16 protein-coding genes and 1 pseudogene are annotated in these 20,665 nt (G+C 56.5%); 16 read left to right on the top strand and 1 reads right to left on the bottom strand.

All coding sequences use genetic code 11. The annotated features are described in order from the left end of the window. Positions 1–48 precede the first annotated feature (48 nt). The 4 genes from dnaK (at position 49) to nhaR (ending at position 5,501) form a co-directional block, all read left to right on the top strand. Positions 49–1,962: a molecular chaperone DnaK gene (gene dnaK, locus AC1VYI_RS21235; RefSeq protein WP_023310346.1), complete on the top strand. Its 1,914-nt coding sequence runs from the start codon at positions 49–51 to the stop codon at positions 1,960–1,962. A gap of 87 nt (positions 1,963–2,049) precedes the next feature. Next, on the top strand, positions 2,050–3,195 hold the full coding sequence (gene dnaJ, locus AC1VYI_RS21230; protein WP_045400956.1) for a molecular chaperone DnaJ: 1,146 nt from the start codon (positions 2,050–2,052) through the stop codon (positions 3,193–3,195). Positions 3,196–3,367: 172 nt separating this feature from the next. After that, positions 3,368–4,543 (top strand): Na+/H+ antiporter NhaA, encoded by a 1,176-nt coding sequence (gene nhaA, locus AC1VYI_RS21225; RefSeq protein ID WP_134866820.1) that lies wholly within the window; start codon positions 3,368–3,370, stop codon positions 4,541–4,543. Positions 4,544–4,601: 58 nt separating this feature from the next. Next, on the top strand, positions 4,602–5,501 hold the full coding sequence (gene nhaR / locus AC1VYI_RS21220; protein ID WP_032660752.1) for a transcriptional activator NhaR: 900 nt from the start codon (positions 4,602–4,604) through the stop codon (positions 5,499–5,501). 57 nt (positions 5,502–5,558) lie between these two features. On the opposite strand, the gene rpsT is transcribed toward nhaR, so the two are convergent. Beyond that, the gene (rpsT, locus tag AC1VYI_RS21215) at positions 5,559–5,822 is read right to left on the bottom strand and encodes a 30S ribosomal protein S20 (RefSeq protein WP_003856458.1); all 264 of its coding nucleotides are present in this window, start codon (positions 5,820–5,822) and stop codon (positions 5,559–5,561) included. Positions 5,823–5,923: 101 nt separating this feature from the next. On the opposite strand from rpsT, the pseudogene AC1VYI_RS21210 reads away from it, so the two are divergent. The 12 genes and pseudogenes from AC1VYI_RS21210 to kefC all read left to right on the top strand — a co-directional run bounded on the left by AC1VYI_RS21210 (position 5,924) and on the right by kefC (position 20,629). Continuing rightward, positions 5,924–6,142: pseudogene (locus AC1VYI_RS21210) on the top strand (DUF2575 domain-containing protein). A gap of 7 nt (positions 6,143–6,149) precedes the next feature. Continuing rightward, complete coding sequence (ribF, locus tag AC1VYI_RS21205) at positions 6,150–7,076, top strand: bifunctional riboflavin kinase/FAD synthetase (RefSeq protein WP_023310350.1); 927 nt, start codon at positions 6,150–6,152, stop codon at positions 7,074–7,076. A 45-nt stretch (positions 7,077–7,121) separates the two neighbouring features. Further along, a complete protein-coding gene (ileS, locus tag AC1VYI_RS21200) occupies positions 7,122–9,938 on the top strand; it encodes an isoleucine--tRNA ligase (RefSeq protein ID WP_134866819.1) in 2,817 nt (938 codons plus the stop codon). Then, positions 9,938–10,438, top strand: a complete 501-nt coding sequence (lspA, locus tag AC1VYI_RS21195) for a signal peptidase II (RefSeq protein WP_023310352.1) — start codon at positions 9,938–9,940, stop codon at positions 10,436–10,438. Before ileS ends, lspA begins: the two co-directional genes overlap by 1 nt. A 52-nt stretch (positions 10,439–10,490) precedes the next feature. After that, a complete protein-coding gene (gene fkpB, locus AC1VYI_RS21190) occupies positions 10,491–10,940 on the top strand; it encodes an FKBP-type peptidyl-prolyl cis-trans isomerase (RefSeq protein WP_003856450.1) in 450 nt (149 codons plus the stop codon). Between the two features lies 1 nt (position 10,941). Beyond that, positions 10,942–11,892 carry a 4-hydroxy-3-methylbut-2-enyl diphosphate reductase gene (ispH, locus tag AC1VYI_RS21185; RefSeq protein ID WP_045355108.1) on the top strand — a complete coding sequence of 317 codons (951 nt, stop codon included), beginning with the start codon at positions 10,942–10,944 and terminating at the stop codon, positions 11,890–11,892. A gap of 205 nt (positions 11,893–12,097) precedes the next feature. Continuing rightward, positions 12,098–12,919, top strand: coding sequence for a 4-hydroxy-tetrahydrodipicolinate reductase (gene dapB / locus AC1VYI_RS21180; protein WP_134866818.1), 822 nt, complete (start codon positions 12,098–12,100; stop codon positions 12,917–12,919). A 454-nt stretch (positions 12,920–13,373) separates the two neighbouring features. Beyond that, the gene (gene carA / locus AC1VYI_RS21175) at positions 13,374–14,522 is read left to right on the top strand and encodes a glutamine-hydrolyzing carbamoyl-phosphate synthase small subunit (protein ID WP_010427050.1); all 1,149 of its coding nucleotides are present in this window, start codon (positions 13,374–13,376) and stop codon (positions 14,520–14,522) included. Positions 14,523–14,540: 18 nt separating this feature from the next. Next, positions 14,541–17,765 carry a carbamoyl-phosphate synthase large subunit gene (carB, locus tag AC1VYI_RS21170; protein ID WP_023310356.1) on the top strand — a complete coding sequence of 1,075 codons (3,225 nt, stop codon included), beginning with the start codon at positions 14,541–14,543 and terminating at the stop codon, positions 17,763–17,765. Positions 17,766–17,903: 138 nt separating this feature from the next. Continuing rightward, on the top strand, positions 17,904–18,137 hold the full coding sequence (locus AC1VYI_RS21165) for a YgdI/YgdR family lipoprotein (RefSeq protein ID WP_023310357.1): 234 nt from the start codon (positions 17,904–17,906) through the stop codon (positions 18,135–18,137). Positions 18,138–18,240: 103 nt separating this feature from the next. Then, positions 18,241–18,771, top strand: coding sequence for a glutathione-regulated potassium-efflux system oxidoreductase KefF (kefF, locus tag AC1VYI_RS21160; RefSeq protein ID WP_023310358.1), 531 nt, complete (start codon positions 18,241–18,243; stop codon positions 18,769–18,771). Next, positions 18,764–20,629: a glutathione-regulated potassium-efflux system protein KefC gene (kefC, locus tag AC1VYI_RS21155; RefSeq protein WP_482882694.1), complete on the top strand. Its 1,866-nt coding sequence runs from the start codon at positions 18,764–18,766 to the stop codon at positions 20,627–20,629. Before kefF ends, kefC begins: the two co-directional genes overlap by 8 nt. The last annotated feature ends 36 nt before the right edge of the window (positions 20,630–20,665 follow it).

The following is a 20,665-nucleotide window of genomic DNA, read 5'->3' as shown; positions in this document are numbered from 1 at the left end:
ACAGGTACACAACCACATGTTGACTGAATTTTTAGTGGAGACGTTTAGATGGGTAAAATTATTGGTATCGACCTGGGTACTACCAACTCTTGTGTAGCGATTATGGATGGCACTACTGCTCGCGTGCTGGAGAACGCCGAGGGCGATCGCACCACGCCTTCTATCATTGCTTATACCCAGGATGGTGAAACTCTGGTTGGTCAGCCGGCTAAACGTCAGGCAGTGACAAACCCGCAAAACACCCTGTTTGCGATTAAACGCCTGATCGGCCGCCGCTTCCAGGACGAAGAAGTTCAGCGTGACGTTTCCATCATGCCTTACAAAATCATCGCGGCAGATAACGGCGATGCATGGCTTGATGTGAAAGGCACCAAAACTGCACCACCGCAGATTTCTGCTGAAGTGCTGAAAAAAATGAAGAAAACCGCTGAAGATTACCTGGGTGAGCCGGTAACTGAAGCTGTTATCACCGTTCCTGCATACTTCAACGATGCTCAGCGTCAGGCAACCAAAGATGCTGGCCGTATCGCAGGTCTGGAAGTAAAACGTATCATCAACGAACCAACCGCTGCTGCACTGGCTTACGGTCTGGATAAAGAAGTTGGCAACCGTACTATCGCGGTTTACGACCTGGGTGGTGGTACCTTCGATATTTCTATTATCGAAATCGACGAAGTTGACGGCGAAAAAACCTTCGAAGTTCTGGCAACCAACGGTGATACCCACCTGGGTGGTGAAGACTTCGATACCCGTCTGATCAACTACCTCGTTGACGAGTTCAAGAAAGATCAGGGCATTGACCTGCGTAACGATCCGCTGGCCATGCAGCGCCTGAAAGAAGCCGCTGAGAAAGCGAAGATCGAGCTGTCTTCCGCTCAGCAGACCGACGTGAACCTGCCGTACATCACCGCAGACGCGACCGGTCCTAAACACATGAACATCAAAGTGACCCGTGCGAAACTGGAAAGCCTGGTAGAAGACCTGGTGAACCGTTCTATCGAGCCGCTGAAAGTTGCACTGCAGGACGCTGGCCTGTCCGTGTCTGACATCCAGGACGTTATCCTGGTTGGTGGTCAGACGCGTATGCCAATGGTTCAGAAGAAAGTGGCTGAGTTCTTTGGTAAAGAGCCACGTAAAGACGTTAACCCGGACGAAGCGGTCGCAATCGGTGCTGCGGTTCAGGGTGGCGTACTGACCGGTGAAGTTAAAGACGTACTGCTGCTGGACGTTACCCCGCTGTCTCTGGGTATCGAAACCATGGGCGGTGTGATGACTGCGCTCATCAACAAAAACACCACCATCCCAACGAAACACAGCCAGGTATTCTCTACCGCTGAAGACAACCAGTCTGCGGTAACCATCCATGTGATTCAGGGTGAGCGTAAGCGCGCGGCGGATAACAAATCTCTGGGTCAGTTCAACCTGGACGGTATTAACCCGGCACCGCGCGGCATGCCGCAGATCGAAGTGACCTTCGACATCGATGCTGACGGTATCCTGCACGTGTCTGCGAAAGACAAAAACAGCGGTAAAGAGCAGAAGATCACCATCAAGGCATCTTCTGGCCTGAACGAAGCGGAAATCGAAAAAATGGTTCGCGATGCCGAAGCTAACGCGGAATCCGACCGTAAGTTCGAAGAGCTGGTTCAGACCCGCAACCAGGGTGACCATCTGCTGCACAGCACCCGTAAGCAGGTTGAAGAAGCAGGCGATAAGCTGCCAGCGGAAGACAAGACTGCTATCGAAGCTGCACTGAGCGCGCTGGAATCCTCACTGAAAGGTGAAGATAAAGCGGACATCGAAGCGAAGATGCAGGAACTGGCGCAGGCTTCTCAGAAGCTGATGGAAATCGCTCAGCAGCAGCACGCTCAACAGCAGGCGGGCGCTGACGCTTCGGCGAACAACGCGAAAGACGACGACGTTGTCGACGCTGAGTTCGAAGAAGTTAAAGATAAAAAATAATCGCCCTGATGCAGGGTAATTAATCGGCACGGGCGTAGGAGAACTCTCCACGCCCGTGCTCGCATGTTAAGGGGCTTAAAAAAAACAATGGCAAAGCAAGACTATTACGAGATTTTAGGCGTTCCGAAAACTGCGGAAGAGCGTGAAATCAAAAAGGCGTACAAGCGCCTGGCCATGAAATTCCACCCGGACCGTAACCAGGGTGACAAAGAGGCTGAAGCCAAATTTAAAGAGATCAAAGAAGCCTACGAAGTCCTGACCGATGCACAAAAACGCGCGGCCTATGACCAGTACGGTCACGCAGCCTTTGAACAGGGCGGCATGGGCGGCGGTGGATTCGGCGGTGGCGGCTTTGGCGGCGGCGCTGACTTCAGCGATATCTTTGGCGATGTGTTCGGCGATATCTTCGGCGGCGGTCGTGGTCGTCAGCGCGCGACGCGCGGCGCGGACCTGCGCTACAACATGGAGCTGACGCTGGAAGAGGCCGTTCGCGGCGTCACCAAAGAGATCCGTATCCCGACGCTGGAAGAGTGTGACGTTTGCCACGGCAGCGGCGCGAAAGCGGGTACGCAGCCACAGACCTGTCCAACCTGTCACGGCTCTGGTCAGGTACAGATGCGCCAGGGCTTCTTCGCGGTACAGCAGGCCTGTCCTCACTGTCACGGTCGCGGCACGCTGATTAAAGATCCATGCACCAAATGCCACGGGCACGGTCGCGTTGAGAAAACGAAAACCCTGTCCGTTAAAATCCCGGCTGGCGTTGATACGGGCGACCGCATCCGTCTGGCAGGTGAGGGCGAAGCAGGGGAGCACGGCGCACCGGCGGGCGATCTGTACGTTCAGGTTCAGGTCAAGCAGCACGCTATTTTCGAGCGTGAAGGTAATAACCTGTACTGCGAAGTGCCGATCAACTTCGCGATGGCGGCACTCGGCGGTGAAATCGAAGTGCCTACGCTGGACGGTCGCGTGAACCTGAAAGTACCTGGGGAAACCCAGACCGGCAAGCTGTTCCGCATGCGCGGAAAAGGCGTTAAATCCGTTCGCGGTGGCGCCCAGGGCGATCTGCTGTGCCGCGTCGTCGTAGAAACGCCGGTTGGCCTGAACGACAAGCAGAAACAGCTGCTGAAAGAACTGCAGGAGAGCTTTGGCGGCCCAACGGGTGAGAAAAACAGCCCGCGTTCCAAAAGCTTCTTCGATGGCGTCAAAAAATTCTTCGATGATTTGACCCGCTAATTCGTTAGCTGATTTTCATCTTCGAAAAGCCCGGAAGCGATTCCGGGCTTTTTTATTTGCGCGTATAGCTCGGTTAAACTGAGTCTATACTCAACATTAATCTGTTTTTGCCGAGCTATTTGGCTTGGTATTATGGTTTTATCGAGGTATTGTTGTAAAAGAGAGAACTTAAATGAAATTACTACACCGTTTCTTTAGCAGTGAGGCGTCCGGTGGGGTGCTCCTGATTATTGCCGCAGCGGCCGCGATGGTGCTGGCTAACCTTGGCATCACGCAGGATCTCTACCATGCATTTCTGGAAACGCCCGTTGAGCTGAAGGTCGGGGCGCTGGAAATTAACAAGAACATGCTGCTGTGGATCAACGATGCGCTAATGGCGGTATTCTTCCTGCTGGTGGGTCTTGAGGTTAAGCGTGAGCTGGTTCTGGGCTCGCTTGCCAGCCGCCAGCGCGCGGCGTTTCCTGTGATCGCAGCCATCGGCGGAATGGTCGTTCCGGCGTTGCTCTTCCTGGCGTTCACCTGGCAGGATCCTGTTGCGCGTGACGGCTGGGCGATCCCGGCCGCGACGGATATCGCCTTTGCGCTCGGTGTCTTAGCCTTGCTCGGTAGCCGCGTGCCGGTGGCCCTGAAAATCTTCCTGATGGCGCTGGCGATCATCGATGACCTGGGCGCCATTGTGATTATCGCGCTGTTCTACACCAGCGATCTGTCGATCCTGTCCCTGAGCGTCGCCGCCGGGGCGATTGCGGTGCTGGCGCTGCTGAACATCTTCAATGTTCGCCGTATCGGTATCTATATCCTGGTGGGGATGGTGCTGTGGACGGCGGTGCTAAAATCCGGCGTGCACGCCACGCTGGCAGGCGTGATTGTGGGCTTCTTCGTGCCGCTTAAACCGCAGGACGGCAAGTCGCCTGCCAAACAGCTGGAGCATGTGCTGCACCCGTGGGTTGCCTTTATGATCCTGCCGCTGTTTGCGTTTGCCAACGCAGGCGTTTCCCTCGGCGGCGTGACGCTGGACGGGCTGACGTCCGTGCTGCCGCTGGGCATCATTGCCGGGCTGTTTATTGGTAAGCCGTTGGGCATTAGCCTCTTCTGCTGGCTGGCGACGAAGCTGAAGCTGGCGTCATTACCGCACGGCACAACGTTTGGTCAAATTATGGCCGTCGGCGTGCTGTGTGGCATCGGGTTTACGATGTCGATCTTTATCTCGACCCTTGCGTTTGGTGCGCATGCGCCTGAGCTTATCGTCTGGGCTAAACTCGGCATTCTCATCGGATCATTACTGGCCGCGGTAATCGGTTATACCTTGTTGAAGGTGAAGTTGTCCGGACAGGCCGTCCAGGCATAACGGAACACCGGGAGGAGGCGATCCTCCTTCCGATATACACTCAGGGAGAGAAGACGCGATGTCTCATTTAAATTACAACCATCTGTACTACTTCTGGCACGTTTACAAACAGGGCTCGGTGGTGGGGGCGGCAGAGGCGCTCTACCTGACTCCGCAAACCATCACCGGGCAAATCAAGGCCCTGGAAGAGCGCCTGCAGGGCAAGCTGTTCAAGCGTAAAGGGCGTGGGATTGAACCCAGCGAACTGGGTGAACTGGTGTTCCGCTATGCGGACAAAATGTTCACCCTGAGCCAGGAGATGCTGGATATCGTCAACTATCGCAAAGAGTCGAACCTGCTCTTTGACGTGGGCGTGGCGGATGCGCTGTCCAAACGGCTGGTGAGCGGCGTGCTGGATGCGGCGGTAGTCGAAGACGAGCAAATCCACCTGCGCTGCTTTGAATCCACCCACGAGATGCTGCTGGAACAGCTGAGCCAGCACAAGCTGGACATGATTATCTCGGACTGCCCGATTGACTCCACCCAGCAGGAAGGGCTATTTTCGGTGAAGATTGGCGAATGCGGCGTGAGCTTCTGGTGCATTAATCCACCGCCGGAGAAACCGTTCCCCGCGTGCCTTGAAGAGCGCCGTCTGCTGGTGCCGGGAAGACGTTCCATGCTCGGACGCAAGCTGCTGAACTGGTTTAATTCGCAGGGGCTGAAGGTAGAAATCCTCGGTGAGTTCGACGATGCGGCGCTGATGAAAGCCTTTGGCGAAGCGCATAATGCGATCTTCGTTGCGCCGACGCTGTACGCGCACGATCTCTATTCAGACGACAAGATTACGGAGATAGGCAGAGTGGATAACGTGATGGAGGAGTACCACGCCATATTTGCCGAAAGAATGATTCAGCACCCGGCGGTGCAGCGAATCTGCAATCGTGACTACTCGGCGCTGTTTACGCCACCGGCAATCTGAAGGCATAAAAAAACCCGCGTTAAGCGGGTTCTTTAAACAAGCAACAACAAGTAGCGATTAAGCCAGTTTGTTGATCTGCGCGGTCAGGTTTGCTTTATGACGCGCTGCTTTGTTTTTGTGGATCAGACCTTTAGCAGCCTGACGATCCACGATTGGTTGCATTTCGTTAAATGCGTTCTGCGCTGCAGCTTTGTCGCCTGCTTCGATTGCTGCGTATACTTTCTTGATGAAAGTACGCATCATAGAGCGACGGCTTGCGTTGTGCTTACGAGCCTTTTCAGACTGAACGGCACGTTTCTTAGCTGATTTGATATTAGCCAAGTCCAACTCCCAAATATGTTCTATGTGGACAATTCAAAGGCCGAGGAATATGCCCTCTTTGCCTTCTTTTGTCAATGGATTTGTGCAAATAAGCGCCGTTAATTAGCGACGCTACGTTACGTAGTGATGGCGCAGGATTCTACCAGCTTGTCTTCCCTGAATACAGCCTTTCGGCATAAAAATCGCAGTTCAGGAGCAGATTTTTTCGCTGCGAAAGGTCAGCCTGATGAAATCATTACGGCTTTCTGTTTTGCGCGAACAATCGCCGGTTAACCTTAACCGCTGTACAAGGTATACTTTGGCGATTTTCACTGTTTTGAGCCAGACATGAAGCTGATACGCGGCATACATAATCTCAGCAGCGCGCCACACGGGTGCGTGCTGACTATTGGTAATTTCGACGGCGTGCATCGTGGTCATCAGGCGCTGTTGCAGGGATTGCGTAAAGAAGGGGAGGCCCGCGGCCTGCCCGTTGTAGTGATGATTTTCGAGCCGCAGCCGCTGGAGCTGTTCGCGGGCGATAAATCTCCCGCCCGACTCACTCGCCTGCGCGAGAAATTGCGCTATCTGGCGGAGTCCGGCGTGGACTATGTATTGTGTTTACGTTTCGATCGTCGCTTTGCCGCGCTGACAGCACAAAATTTCGTCAGCGACCTGCTGGTTAAGCGTCTTGGCGTACAGTTTCTCGCCGTGGGTGATGATTTCCGCTTTGGCGCTGGTCGTCAGGGCGATTTCTTGCTATTACAGAAGGCTGGTCTGGAGTATGGATTTGACGTCACCAGCGCGATGACCTTCTGCGAAGGCGGCGTACGCGTCAGCAGCACGGCGGTGCGTCAGGCGCTGGCTAATGATGACCTGGACACGGCAGAAACCCTGCTGGGGCATCCGTTCACTATCTCTGGCCGCGTGGTTCATGGCGATGCGCTGGGCCGCACGATAGGCTTCCCGACGGCGAATATACCGCTGCGTCGTCAGGTTTCCCCGGTTAAAGGGGTGTATGCGGTGGAAGTAGCAGGACTGGGCGATAAGCCGTTCTACGGCGTCGCCAACATTGGCACGCGTCCGACCGTCGCCGGTGTGCGTCAACAGTTAGAAGTGCACCTGCTGGACGTTGTAATGGACCTCTATGGTCGCCATATAGATGTGATACTGCGTAAAAAAATACGCAACGAGCAGCGATTTGGTTCGCTGGATGAACTAAAAGCGCAAATTGCGCGAGATGAATTGACGGCCCGCGAGTTTTTTGGGCTTTGAACCCGGCTTAACTGCCTACGTGATAAATACGGAACCGAGAATCTGATGAGTGACTATAAATCAACCCTGAATTTGCCGGAAACAGGGTTCCCGATGCGCGGCGATCTCGCCAAGCGCGAACCGGGAATGCTGGCGCGTTGGACCGATGATGACCTGTACGGCATCATTCGTGCAGCCAAAAAAGGCAAAAAAACCTTCATTCTGCATGATGGCCCTCCATATGCGAATGGCAGCATTCATATTGGTCACTCGGTTAACAAGATTCTGAAAGACATTATCGTGAAGTCCAAAGGCCTCACGGGATATGACTCGCCTTATGTTCCAGGCTGGGACTGCCACGGTCTGCCAATCGAGCTGAAAGTGGAGCAAGAGTTTGGCAAGCCTGGTGAGAAGTTCACCGCCGCCGAGTTCCGTGCGAAGTGCCGCGAATACGCAGCCACGCAGGTTGACGGTCAGCGCGCTGACTTCATCCGTCTGGGCGTGCTGGGCGACTGGTCGCATCCGTACCTGACCATGGACTTCAAAACTGAAGCCAACATCATCCGTGCGCTGGGTAAAATCATCGGTAACGGCCACCTGCACAAAGGCGCTAAGCCGGTGCACTGGTGCGTGGACTGCCGTTCTGCGCTGGCAGAAGCGGAAGTTGAATATTACGACAAAACCTCTCCATCTATCGACGTGGCGTTCCAGGCCGTCGATCAGGATGCGGTGAAAGCTAAATTTGGCGTCTCCTCGGTAAACGGCCCGATCTCTCTGGTGATCTGGACCACCACCCCGTGGACCCTGCCAGCCAACCGCGCGATCTCCCTGTCCGGTGAGTTCGAATACGCGCTGGTTCAGGTTGAAGGTCAGGCGGTTATCCTGGCGAAAGATCTGGTTGAGAGCGTGCTGAAGCGCGCGCATATCAGCGACTACACCGTGCTGGGCACCGTGAAAGGCGACGCGCTGGAGCTGATGCGCTTCAAACACCCGTTCCTGGACTTCGACGTTCCGGCGATCCTGGGCGACCACGTGACGCTGGAAGCGGGTACCGGTGCGGTGCATACCGCCGGTGGCCACGGTCCTGACGACTACAACATCAGCCTGAAGTACGGTCTGGAAATCGCTAACCCGGTTGGCCCGGACGGATCTTATCTGCCTGGCACCTACCCGGCGCTGGACGGTATCAACGTCTTCAAAGCGAACGACATCATCGTCGACATGCTGCGCACCAGCGGCGCGCTGCTGCACGTTGAAAAAATGCAGCACAGCTATCCGTGCTGCTGGCGTCACAAGACCCCGATCATCTTCCGTGCGACCCCGCAGTGGTTCGTCAGCATGGATCAGAAAGGCCTGCGCGAGCAGTCTCTGAAAGAGATCAAAGGCGTGCAGTGGATCCCTGACTGGGGCCAGGCGCGTATCGAATCCATGGTGGCTAACCGTCCTGACTGGTGTATCTCCCGTCAGCGTACCTGGGGCGTGCCGATGTCTCTGTTCGTACATAAAGAGACGCAGGAGCTGCACCCGAACACTCTGGAACTGATGGAAGAAGTGGCGAAGCGCGTCGAAGTTGACGGCATTCAGGCGTGGTGGGATCTCGACTCCCGCGACATCCTGGGCGCTGACGCAGACAACTACGAGAAAGTGCCGGATACCCTGGACGTGTGGTTCGACTCCGGGTCTACTCACTCCTCCGTGGTTGACGTGCGTCCGGAATTTGCCGGTCACGCTGCCGATATGTATCTGGAAGGGTCGGACCAACACCGCGGCTGGTTCATGTCATCTCTGATGATCTCCACCGCCATGAAGGGTAAAGCGCCTTACCGTCAGGTACTGACTCACGGCTTCACCGTGGATGGTCAGGGCCGCAAGATGTCCAAATCTATCGGTAACACCGTTTCTCCGCAGGATGTGATGAACAAGCTGGGCGCAGACATTCTGCGTCTGTGGGTGGCCTCTACCGATTACACCGGCGAAATGGCGGTGTCTGACGAGATCCTGAAGCGTGCTGCCGACAGCTATCGTCGTATCCGTAACACCGCGCGCTTCCTGCTGGCGAACCTGAACGGGTTCGATCCGGCAAAAGACATGGTGAAACCGGAAGAGATGGTGGTGCTGGACCGCTGGGCAGTAGGCTGCGCGAAAGCGGCGCAGGAAGATATCCTGAAAGCCTATGAGTCTTACGACTTCCACGAAGTGGTGCAGCGCCTGATGCGCTTCTGCTCCATCGAGATGGGCTCGTTCTACCTCGACATCATCAAAGACCGCCAGTACACCGCGAAGGCGGACAGCGTGGCGCGTCGTAGCTGCCAGACCGCGCTGTTCCACATCGCAGAAGCGCTGGTTCGCTGGATGGCGCCGATCATGTCCTTCACCGCGGACGAAATCTGGGGCTACCTGCCGGGCGACCGTGAGAAGTATGTGTTCACGGGCGAGTGGTACGAAGGTCTGTTCGATCTCTCCAGCACCGAAGCGATGAACGATGCCTTCTGGGACGAGCTGCTGAAAGTGCGTGGCGAAGTGAACAAGGTGATCGAGCAGGCGCGCGCGGACAAGAAAGTCGGCGGCTCCCTTGAAGCAGCAGTTACGCTGTATGCCGAACCGGAGCTGGCGGCGAAGCTGACGGCGCTGGGCGATGAATTACGATTTGTCCTGTTGACCTCCGGTGCGAAAGTTGCGGATTATGCCGAGGCTTCTGCTGATGCTCAGCAGAGCGAGCTGCTCAAAGGACTGAAAGTCGCGCTGAGCAAAGCCGACGGTGAAAAATGCCCGCGTTGCTGGCATTACACCACCGATGTCGGCCAGGTGGCGGAACACGCAGACATCTGCGGACGCTGTGTAAGCAACGTCGCCGGTGACGGCGAAAAACGTAAGTTTGCCTGATGAGTAAAACTCTCTGTTCAACAGGACTGCGCTGGCTGTGGCTGGTTGTGGTGGTGCTGATTATCGATCTGGGCAGCAAGTTCCTGATCCTCCAGAACTTTGCTCTGGGGGAGACGGTTCCGCTGTTCCCGTCGCTTAACCTGCACTACGCGCGTAACTACGGCGCAGCGTTTAGTTTCCTTGCCGACAGCGGTGGCTGGCAGCGCTGGTTCTTTGCGGGTATCGCTCTCGGTATCTGCGTGATCCTCGCGGTGCTGATGTACCGCTCGAAGGCGACGCAAAAGCTGAATAACATCGCCTACGCGCTGATCATTGGCGGCGCGCTGGGCAACCTGTTTGACCGCCTGTGGCACGGCTTTGTGGTCGATATGATCGACTTCTACGTCGGCGACTGGCACTTCGCGACCTTTAACCTGGCCGACACCGCAATTTGCGTTGGCGCCGCGTTAATCGTGCTGGAAGGCTTCCTGCCTAAACCCGCCGCGAAAGAGCAGGCGTAACACACTCGCCCGGCGGCGTAACGCCACCGGGCAAAACAAGCGAGCAATTTGCATGTCTAAATCCGTACAGAGCAACAGCGCGGTTCTCGTTCACTTCACGCTGAAGCTGGATGACGGCTCCACGGCCGAATCCACCCGCAATAACGGCAAACCGGCCCTGTTTCGTCTTGGCGATACCTCCCTGTCTGAAGGTCTTGAGCAGCAGCTTCTGGGCCTGAAAGAGGGAGAGAAAAAAGCCTTTTCGCTGGAGCCGGATGCCGCGTTTGGCGTGCCGAGTCCGGACCTGATCCAGTATTTCTCGCGCCGCGAGTTTATGGACGCGGGTGAACCGGAAATTGGCGCGATTATGCTCTTTACCGCTATGGACGGCAGCGAAATGCCTGGCGTGATCCGCGAAATTAACGGCGACTCTATTACCGTTGACTTCAACCATCCGCTTGCCGGGCGTACCGTTCATTTTGATGTTGAAGTGCTGGAAATCGATCCTGCACTGGAGGCCTGAAATGCAGATCCTGTTGGCTAACCCGCGCGGCTTCTGCGCCGGTGTAGACCGCGCTATCAGCATTGTTGAAAACGCGCTGGAGATTTACGGCGCGCCGATTTATGTGCGTCACGAAGTGGTGCACAACCGCTACGTGGTCGACAGCCTGCGCGAGCGCGGCGCCATCTTTATCGAGCAGATCAGCGAAGTGCCGGACGGTGCGATCCTGATCTTCTCCGCGCACGGCGTCTCGCAGGCGGTACGTAACGAAGCGAAAAGCCGCGACCTGACCGTCTTCGATGCCACCTGTCCGCTGGTGACAAAAGTGCATATGGAAGTGGCGCGCGCCAGCCGTCGTGGTGAAGAGTCGATTCTGATTGGCCATGCCGGTCATCCGGAAGTCGAAGGCACCATGGGGCAGTACAGCAACCCTGAAGGGGGGATGTATCTGGTTGAGTCGCCTGAAGATGTCTTTACGCTGAACGTTAAAAATGAGGCCCGTCTGTCGTTTATGACTCAGACGACGCTCTCCGTAGACGATACCTCAGACGTGATTGACGCGCTGCGTCAGCGCTTCCCGAAAATCGTCGGTCCACGTAAGGATGATATCTGCTACGCGACCACTAACCGTCAGGAAGCGGTGCGCGCGCTGGCTGAACAGGCGGATGTGGTGCTGGTGGTCGGCTCCAAAAACTCGTCTAACTCCAACCGTCTGGCCGAACTGGCGCAGCGTATGGGGAAAGCGGCGTTTCTGATCGACGATGCTACGGACATTCAGGAAGCGTGGGTGAAAGAGGCGAAATGTGTAGGCGTCACCGCAGGCGCTTCCGCGCCGGATATTCTGGTGCAAAACGTGATTACCCGTCTGCAGGAGCTGGGCGGTGGCGAGGCTATTCCGCTGGAAGGGCGTGAAGAGAACATCGTTTTCGAAGTCCCGAAAGAACTGCGCATCGACGCCCGCGAAGTCGAATAGTCCTTTTTCTGATGAAAGGCCAGCACCTCCTGTGCTGGCCTTTTTTTTACCCGTTACTTTATCGTGACGACAAAATCATGTCTTTTACTGATATTTAAGTCGGTTTCACGTTAAATTCTAATTATCGGTGTTTTCAGTTGGCAGTGCTTCTCAAGGCTGGTTAATCTGAAAACGGTTTACATCATTTTAACGTAAGAGAATAACTATGCATGATGCACAGATCCGTGTCGCCATTGCGGGCGCGGGTGGACGTATGGGCCGTCAGCTGATTCAGGCGGCACTTCAGATGGATGGCGTCGCGCTTGGCGCGGCACTGGAGCGTGAAGGTTCGTCGCTTCTGGGGTCCGATGCCGGTGAGCTGGCAGGCGCAGGCCACACGGGCGTTACCGTGCAAAGCAGCCTGGAGGCGGTTAAAGAGGATTTCGATGTCTTCATCGATTTTACCCGCCCGGAAGGGACGCTCGCGCATCTGGCATTTTGCCGTCAGCACGGCAAAGGGATGGTGATCGGCACCACCGGTTTTGACGATGCGGGCAAGCAGGCTATCCAGGATGCATCCAAAGAGATTGCGATTGTCTTCGCCGCAAACTTCAGCGTCGGCGTTAACGTCATGCTGAAGCTGCTGGAGAAGGCCGCGAAGGTGATGGGCAACTATACCGATATTGAGATCGTAGAAGCTCACCACCGTTACAAGGTTGATGCGCCATCTGGTACGGCGCTGGCGATGGGCGAAGCGATTGCGCATGCACTTGATAAAGATTTAAAAGACTGCGCGGTCTATACCCGCGAAGGTTACACCGGCGAACGCGTGCCTGGCACCATTGGTTTCGCAACCGTGCGCGCGGGTGACATCGTCGGCGAACACACGGCGATGTTCGCCGATATTGGCGAACGTGTCGAAATTACGCATAAAGCCTCCAGCCGGATGACGTTCGCCAACGGCGCCGTACGTTCCGCTTTGTGGCTTAAAAGTAAGAAAGATGGCCTTTTTGATATGCGAGACGTGCTCGATCTCAACAATTTGTAAGCATTATTACCCATCGTGATGTGGTTATTGCAGTCGTAATTGTTTGATTGCATAGGGCAATATTTTATTGCCCTTTTATTTTATCTGTTTCATCGCGTGCTTTTGCTTAATGCTCTAAAAATATATCTCTTATAGCGTTTTAACGTTACTGAAATGTAAATTTTGACCATCCGGTCTACTTTTTCATGTTCCAACACGACATTTTTTATTAAACCCGGCGCGCAAGCGTTTTCTGCGGTGATTTACCTGATCTTTTTGTCGCTTAAGCTCTGTTCCGCTCGCCAGGCTTGCAAAAGGCTAAGCAAAATATCCGTTTTAAGTTGACTTTTACCCACCAAATCTCCAGAATGCCGCCGTTTGCCAAAAATCCGCTGGCAACACATTTGCATTGATTCATGACATGGTTATGAATTAATATGCAAATAAAGTGAGTGAATATTCTCTGGAGGGTGTTTTGATTAAGTCAGCGCTATTGGTTCTGGAAGACGGAACCCAGTTTATCGGTCGGGCCATAGGGGCAACGGGTTCGGCGGTTGGGGAAGTCGTTTTCAATACTTCAATGACCGGTTATCAAGAAATCCTCACTGATCCTTCCTATTCTCGCCAAATCGTTACTCTTACTTATCCTCATATCGGCAATGTCGGCACCAATGCGGCTGACGAAGAATCTTCTCAGGTACATGCGCAAGGCCTGGTCATCCGCGACCTGCCGCTGATTGCCAGCAACTTCCGCAATACTGAAGACCTCTCTTCTTACCTGAAGCGCCATAACATCGTGGCGATTGCCGATATCGATACCCGTAAGCTAACGCGTCTGCTGCGCGAGAAGGGTGCACAGAACGGCTGCATCATCGCGGGTGATAACCTCGATGCGACGCTGGCGCTGGAAAAAGCGAAAGCCTTCCCGGGCCTGAACGGCATGGACCTGGCGAAAGAAGTGACTACTGCTGAAGCCTACAGCTGGACTCAGGGTAGCTGGACGCTGGAAGGCGACCTGCCGGAAGCGAAAAAAGAGAGCGAGCTGCCGTTCCACGTGGTGGCCTACGATTTCGGCGCCAAGCGCAACATCCTGCGTATGCTGGTTGACCGCGGCTGCCGCCTGACGGTGGTTCCGGCACAAACGTCCGCCGAAGACGTGCTGAAGATGAATCCGGACGGTATTTTCCTGTCCAACGGCCCTGGCGACCCGGCGCCGTGTGATTATGCCATCGCCGCTATCAAGTCCTTCCTGGAAACTGATATCCCGGTATTCGGCATCTGCCTCGGCCATCAGCTGCTGGCGCTGGCGAGCGGAGCGAACACCGTCAAGATGAAGTTCGGCCACCACGGTGGTAACCACCCGGTAAAAGATATCGATAACAACACGGTGATGATCACCGCGCAGAACCACGGCTTCGCCGTCGATGAAGCCTCAATGCCGGCTAACCTGCGCGTGACCCATAAGTCGCTGTTCGATGGCACCCTGCAGGGGATTCATCGCACCGATAAGCCTGCGTTCAGCTTCCAGGGCCACCCGGAAGCGAGCCCGGGCCCGCACGACGCCGCGCCGCTGTTCGATCACTTCATCGAACTTATCGAGCAATACCGTAAGACCGCTAAATAATCAGGAGCCGAGAAGACAATGCCAAAACGTACAGACATAAAAAGCATCCTGATCCTTGGCGCTGGCCCGATCGTCATCGGCCAGGCCTGCGAATTCGACTACTCCGGCGCGCAGGCGTGTAAAGCCCTGCGCGAAGAGGGTTACCGCGTAATCCTGGTAAACTCTAACCCGGCAACCATCATGACCGACCCGGAAATGGCCGATGCAACCTACATCGAGCCGATTCACTGGGAGGTGGTGCGTAAAATCATCGAGAAAGAGCGTCCGGACGCGGTGCTGCCAACCATGGGCGGCCAGACGGCGCTGAACTGTGCGCTGGAGCTGGAGCGTCAGGGCGTGCTGGAAGAGTTCGGCGTGACCATGATTGGTGCGACCGCCGACGCGATTGATAAAGCAGAAGACCGTCGCCGCTTCGACGTGGCGATGAAGAAAATCGGCCTCGACACCGCGCGTTCCGGTATCGCACATAACATGGAAGAAGCGCTGGCCGTCGCGGCTGACGTGGGCTATCCGTGCATCATCCGTCCATCGTTCACCATGGGCGGCACCGGCGGCGGTATCGCCTACAACCGCGAAGAGTTCGAAGAGATTTGCGAACGCGGTCTGGATCTCTCCCCAACCAAAGAGCTGCTGATTGATGAATCGCTGATTGGCTGGAAAGAGTACGAGATGGAAGTGGTGCGTGATAAAAACGACAACTGCATCATCGTCTGCTCCATCGAAAACTTCGATGCGATGGGTATCCACACCGGCGACTCCATCACCGTTGCGCCAGCCCAGACCCTGACCGACAAAGAGTATCAAATCATGCGTAACGCCTCGATGGCGGTACTGCGTGAAATCGGCGTGGAAACCGGCGGTTCTAACGTGCAGTTCTCGGTGAACCCGAAAACCGGCCGTCTGATTGTTATCGAAATGAACCCGCGCGTGTCCCGTTCCTCCGCGCTGGCCTCTAAAGCGACCGGCTTCCCGATTGCGAAAGTGGCGGCGAAGCTGGCGGTGGGTTACACCCTCGACGAGCTGATGAACGACATCACCGGTGGCCGCACGCCTGCGTCCTTCGAGCCGTCCATCGACTACGTTGTCACCAAAATTCCACGCTTCAACTTCGAGAAGTTCGCAGGCGCGAACGACCGTCTGACCACCCAGATGAAGTCTGTCGGTGAAGTGATGGCGATTGGCCGCACGCAGCAGGAATCCCTGCAGAAAGCGCTGCGCGGCCTCGAAGTGGGCGCGACTGGCTTCGACCCGAAAGTGAGCCTGGACGACCCGGAAGCGCTGACCAAAATTCGCCGCGAGCTGAAAGACGCGGGCGCTGAGCGTATCTGGTACATCGCCGATGCCTTCCGTGCGGGCCTGTCCGTCGACGGCGTGTTCAACCTGACCAACATCGACCGCTGGTTCCTGGTGCAGATTGAAGAGCTGGTGCGTCTGGAAGAGCAGGTCGCGGAGCTGGGCATCACCGGCCTGGACGCTGATTTCCTCCGCGTGCTGAAGCGTAAAGGCTTCGCCGATGCGCGTCTGGCTAAGCTGGCGGGCGTGCGTGAAGCGGAAATCCGCAAGCTGCGCGACCAGTATGACCTGCACCCGGTCTACAAGCGCGTGGACACCTGTGCGGCTGAATTCTCGACCGACACCGCCTACATGTACTCCACCTATGAAGACGAGTGCGAAGCGAACCCGTCCGTCGACCGCGACAAGATTATGGTGCTGGGCGGCGGTCCAAACCGTATCGGCCAGGGCATCGAGTTCGACTACTGCTGCGTACACGCCTCGCTGGCGCTGCGCGAAGACGGTTACGAGACCATCATGGTGAACTGTAACCCGGAAACCGTCTCTACCGACTATGACACCTCTGACCGCCTCTACTTCGAGCCGGTTACCCTGGAAGACGTGCTGGAAATCGTGCGCATCGAGAAGCCAAAAGGCGTTATCGTGCAGTACGGCGGCCAGACCCCGCTGAAGCTGGCGCGCGCGCTGGAAGCAGCAGGCGTGCCGGTTATCGGCACCAGCCCGGACGCGATTGACCGTGCTGAAGACCGCGAGCGTTTCCAGCAGGCGGTTGACCGTCTGAAGCTGAAACAGCCGGCGAACGCCACCGTCACCGCCATTGAAATGGCCGTTGAGAAGGCGAAAGAGATTGGCTACCCGCTGGTGGTGCGTCCTTCGTACGTGCTGGGCGGCCGCGCGATGGAAATCGTGTATGACGAAGCCGACCTGCGCCGCTACTTCCAGACCGCTGTGAGCGTGTCGAACGATGCGCCAGTGCTGCTCGACCGCTTCCTCGACGACGCGGTGGAAGTGGATGTGGACGCCATCTGCGACGGCGAAATGGTGCTGATTGGCGGCATCATGGAGCACATCGAGCAGGCTGGCGTGCACTCCGGCGACTCCGCCTGTTCTCTGCCGGCGTACACGCTGAGCCAGGAGATTCAGGACGTGATGCGCCAGCAGGTGCAGAAGCTGGCCTTCGAGCTGCAGGTTCGCGGCCTGATGAACGTCCAGTTCGCGGTGAAAGACAACGAAGTCTACCTGATTGAAGTGAACCCGCGTGCGGCACGTACCGTACCGTTCGTCTCCAAAGCCACCGGCGTACCGCTGGCGAAAGTGGCGGCGCGCGTGATGGCGGGCCAGACGCTGGCGCAGCAGGGCGTGACCAAAGAGATCATTCCACCGTACTACTCGGTGAAAGAAGTGGTGCTGCCGTTCAACAAATTCCCGGGCGTTGACCCGCTGTTAGGGCCAGAAATGCGCTCTACCGGGGAAGTGATGGGCGTGGGCCGCACCTTCGCCGAAGCGTTCGCGAAGGCGCAGCTGGGCAGTAGCTCCACCATGAGAAAATCAGGCCGTGCGCTGCTCTCCGTTCGCGAAGGCGACAAAGAGCGCGTGGTTGACCTGGCCGCCAAGCTGCTGAAACAGGGCTTCGAGCTGGACGCAACCCACGGTACGGCGATTGTGCTGGGCGAAGCCGGCATCAACCCGCGTCTGGTGAACAAGGTGCATGAAGGTCGTCCGCACATTCAGGACCGTATCAAGAATGGCGAGTACACCTACATCATCAACACCACCGCAGGCCGCCAGGCGATTGAAGACTCCAAGCTGATTCGCCGCAGCGCGCTGCAGTACAAAGTGCACTACGACACCACCCTGAACGGCGGTTTCGCGACGGCCATGGCGCTGAACGCGGATGCCACCGAGAAGGTGATTTCGGTTCAGGAAATGCACGCGCAGATTAGCAAGTAAGTAAAAATGCCCGGTGCCGTTCGGTTGCCGGGCATTCTCCCATCTTCAGAACCTTCTGGTTTTTCATCCGCTTTCAGTCAGTTAGCCTAAAATGGTTAGGTCGATAACGAAATTCAACTGAGAGCAGGGGAAAACACCATGCAAAATAAATTACTGATCGCTTCCGTTCTGGCTGCCACGACAATGTTCACCGTTGCGGGCTGTTCGTCTAATCAGGCCGTAAAAACCACCGATGGCAAAACCATTGTCACCGACGGCAAACCGCAGGTAGATGACGATACCGGTCTGGTGTCGTATAAAAACGCCGAAACCGGTCAAACCGAGCAGATCAACCGTGACCAGGTGAAATCCATGGGCGAGCTGGATAACTAATTCAGAATTCTGACGTAAGCCCGTCAATAATATTCACTATTAGCCTGTTGAATTACTGACTACACTCTTTTGTTAAAAGAAAGCAGTAACAACAGGCTAATCAATGATTCTGATAATTTATGCCCATCCTTATCCGCAGCACTCGCATGCGAATAAGCGGATGCTTGAGCAGGTAAGGACGCTTGATAACGTAGAGATACGTTCCCTCTATCAACTTTATCCCGATTTTAATATCGATATCGCCGCCGAACAGGAGGCGCTCTCCCGTGCCGATCTGATTATCTGGCAGCACCCCATGCAGTGGTACAGCACGCCCCCGCTCCTGAAGCTGTGGATTGATAAAGTCTTCTCCCACGGCTGGGCGTATGGCCACAACGGCAATGCGCTAAAAGGAAAAAGCCTGATGTGGGCGGTCACCACCGGCGGCGGTGAAAGCCATTTTGATATCGGTTCCTTCCCGGGTTTTGACGTTCTGGCTCAGCCGCTGCAGGCGACTGCGCTCTATTGCGGTCTGAACTGGCTCCCGCCTTTTGCGATGCACTGCACGTTTGTTTGCGACGATGAAACGCTGCAGGCGCAGGCTCGCCATTATAAACAACGCTTACTTGAGTGGCAGGAGACGCACCATGGATAGCCATACGCTGATACAGGCGCTGATTTACCTCGGCGCGGCGGCGCTGATTGTGCCCGTGGCGGTACGCCTGGGGCTGGGCTCGGTGCTCGGCTACCTGATTGCGGGCTGCGTCATTGGGCCGTGGGGCTTTCGGCTGGTCACGGATGCCGAGGCGATTCTCCATTTCGCTGAAATCGGCGTGGTGCTGATGCTGTTTGTGATTGGCCTGGAGCTCGACCCGCAGCGGCTGTGGAAGCTTCGCGCCTCGGTATTTGGCGGCGGCGCGCTGCAGATGGTGGCCTGCGGCCTGCTGCTGGGCGGCTTCTGTATTCTGCTGGGGATGGACTGGAAGGTGGCAGAGCTCATCGGCATGACGCTGGCGCTCTCCTCGACGGCGATTGCCATGCAGGCGATGAACGAGCGAAATCTGACGGTCTCCCAGATGGGACGCAGCGCGTTCTCGGTGCTGCTGTTCCAGGACATTGCCGCTATCCCGCTGGTGGCGATGATCCCGCTGCTGGCGGCCAGCGGCTCTTCTACCACGCTGGGCGCTTTCGCGCTGTCGGCGCTGAAGGTGGCGGGCGCGCTGGCGCTGGTGGTGCTCCTTGGCCGCTACGTGACCCGCCCGCTGCTGCGGTTTGTCGCCCGCTCTGGCCTGCGCGAAGTGTTCAGCGCCGTAGCGCTGTTCCTGGTGTTTGGCTTCGGTCTGCTGCTGGAGGAGGCCGGGCTGTCGATGGCGATGGGGGCGTTCCTCGCAGGCGTTCTGCTGGCGAGCTCTGAATACCGTCACGCGCTGGAAAGCGATATCGAGCCGTTCAAAGGACTGCTGCTGGGGCTGTTTTTCATCGGCGTCGGGATGTCCGTCGACTTCGGCACGCTGGTGACGCACCCGCTGCGGATCGTCATCCTGCTCGTCGGCTTCCTGGTCATTAAAATGGTGATGCTGTGGCTGATTGCTCGCCCACTGAACGTGCCGGGCAGGCAGCGCCGCTGGTTCGCCGTGCTGCTGGGGCAGGGGAGTGAATTTGCGTTCGTGGTCTTTGGCGCCGCGCAGATGGCAAACGTGCTCGATCCCGAGTGGGCGAAGGCGCTGACGCTGGCGGTGGCACTGTCGATGGCGGCGACGCCGGTGCTGCTGGTGGTGCTGACGCGCCTGGAAAAATCGGGCAGCGAGCAGGAGCGCGAGGCCGACGAGATCGACGAGGAGCAGCCGCGCGTCATCATCGCCGGATTTGGCCGCTACGGGCAGATCGTGGGTCGTTTACTGCTGTCGAGCGGGGTGAAAATGGTCATCCTCGATCACGATCCCGACCATGTCGATACCCTGCGTAAATTTGATATGAAGGTGTTTTACGGGGATGCGACCCGCGTCGATCTGCTGGAATCCGCCGGGGCGGCAAAAGCCGAGGTGTTAATTAACGCCATTGACGATCCGGAAACCAGCATGCAAATGGTGGAGCTGGTAAAAGAGCATTTCCCGGCGCTGACTATTATCTCCCGCGCGCGCGATGTGGATCACTACATCCGGCTGCGACAGGCTGGCGTAGAGGCGCCTGAACGTGAAACGTTCGAAGGTGCGCTGAAGTCTGGCCGAGTGGCGCTGGAAAACCTGGGGCTCGGGGCGTATGAAGCGCGTGAGCGTGCAGACCTGTTCCGCCGCTTTAATACCGAGATGGTTGAAGAGATGGCGGCGATGGCCGGCAATACGGCCACCGAGCGCGCGGCGGTGTTCAAACGCACCAGCGCGATGCTGACGGAAATCATTAACGAGGACCGTAACCACCTGTCGCTGATCCAGCGCCATGGCTGGCAGGGCACGGAAGAGGGCAAGCATACCGGCGATCCGGCTGACGAGCCCGAGAGTAAACCTTCCGCGTGAAGTGGAGTTGCCAGCAATATTAAAAAATTTCTTTAT

Source organism: Enterobacter sp. QK-SA4 (assembly GCF_056856775.1).
Note: the sequence above shows the minus strand (reverse complement) of the source record. Positions and strands in the feature narration are given on the sequence as shown.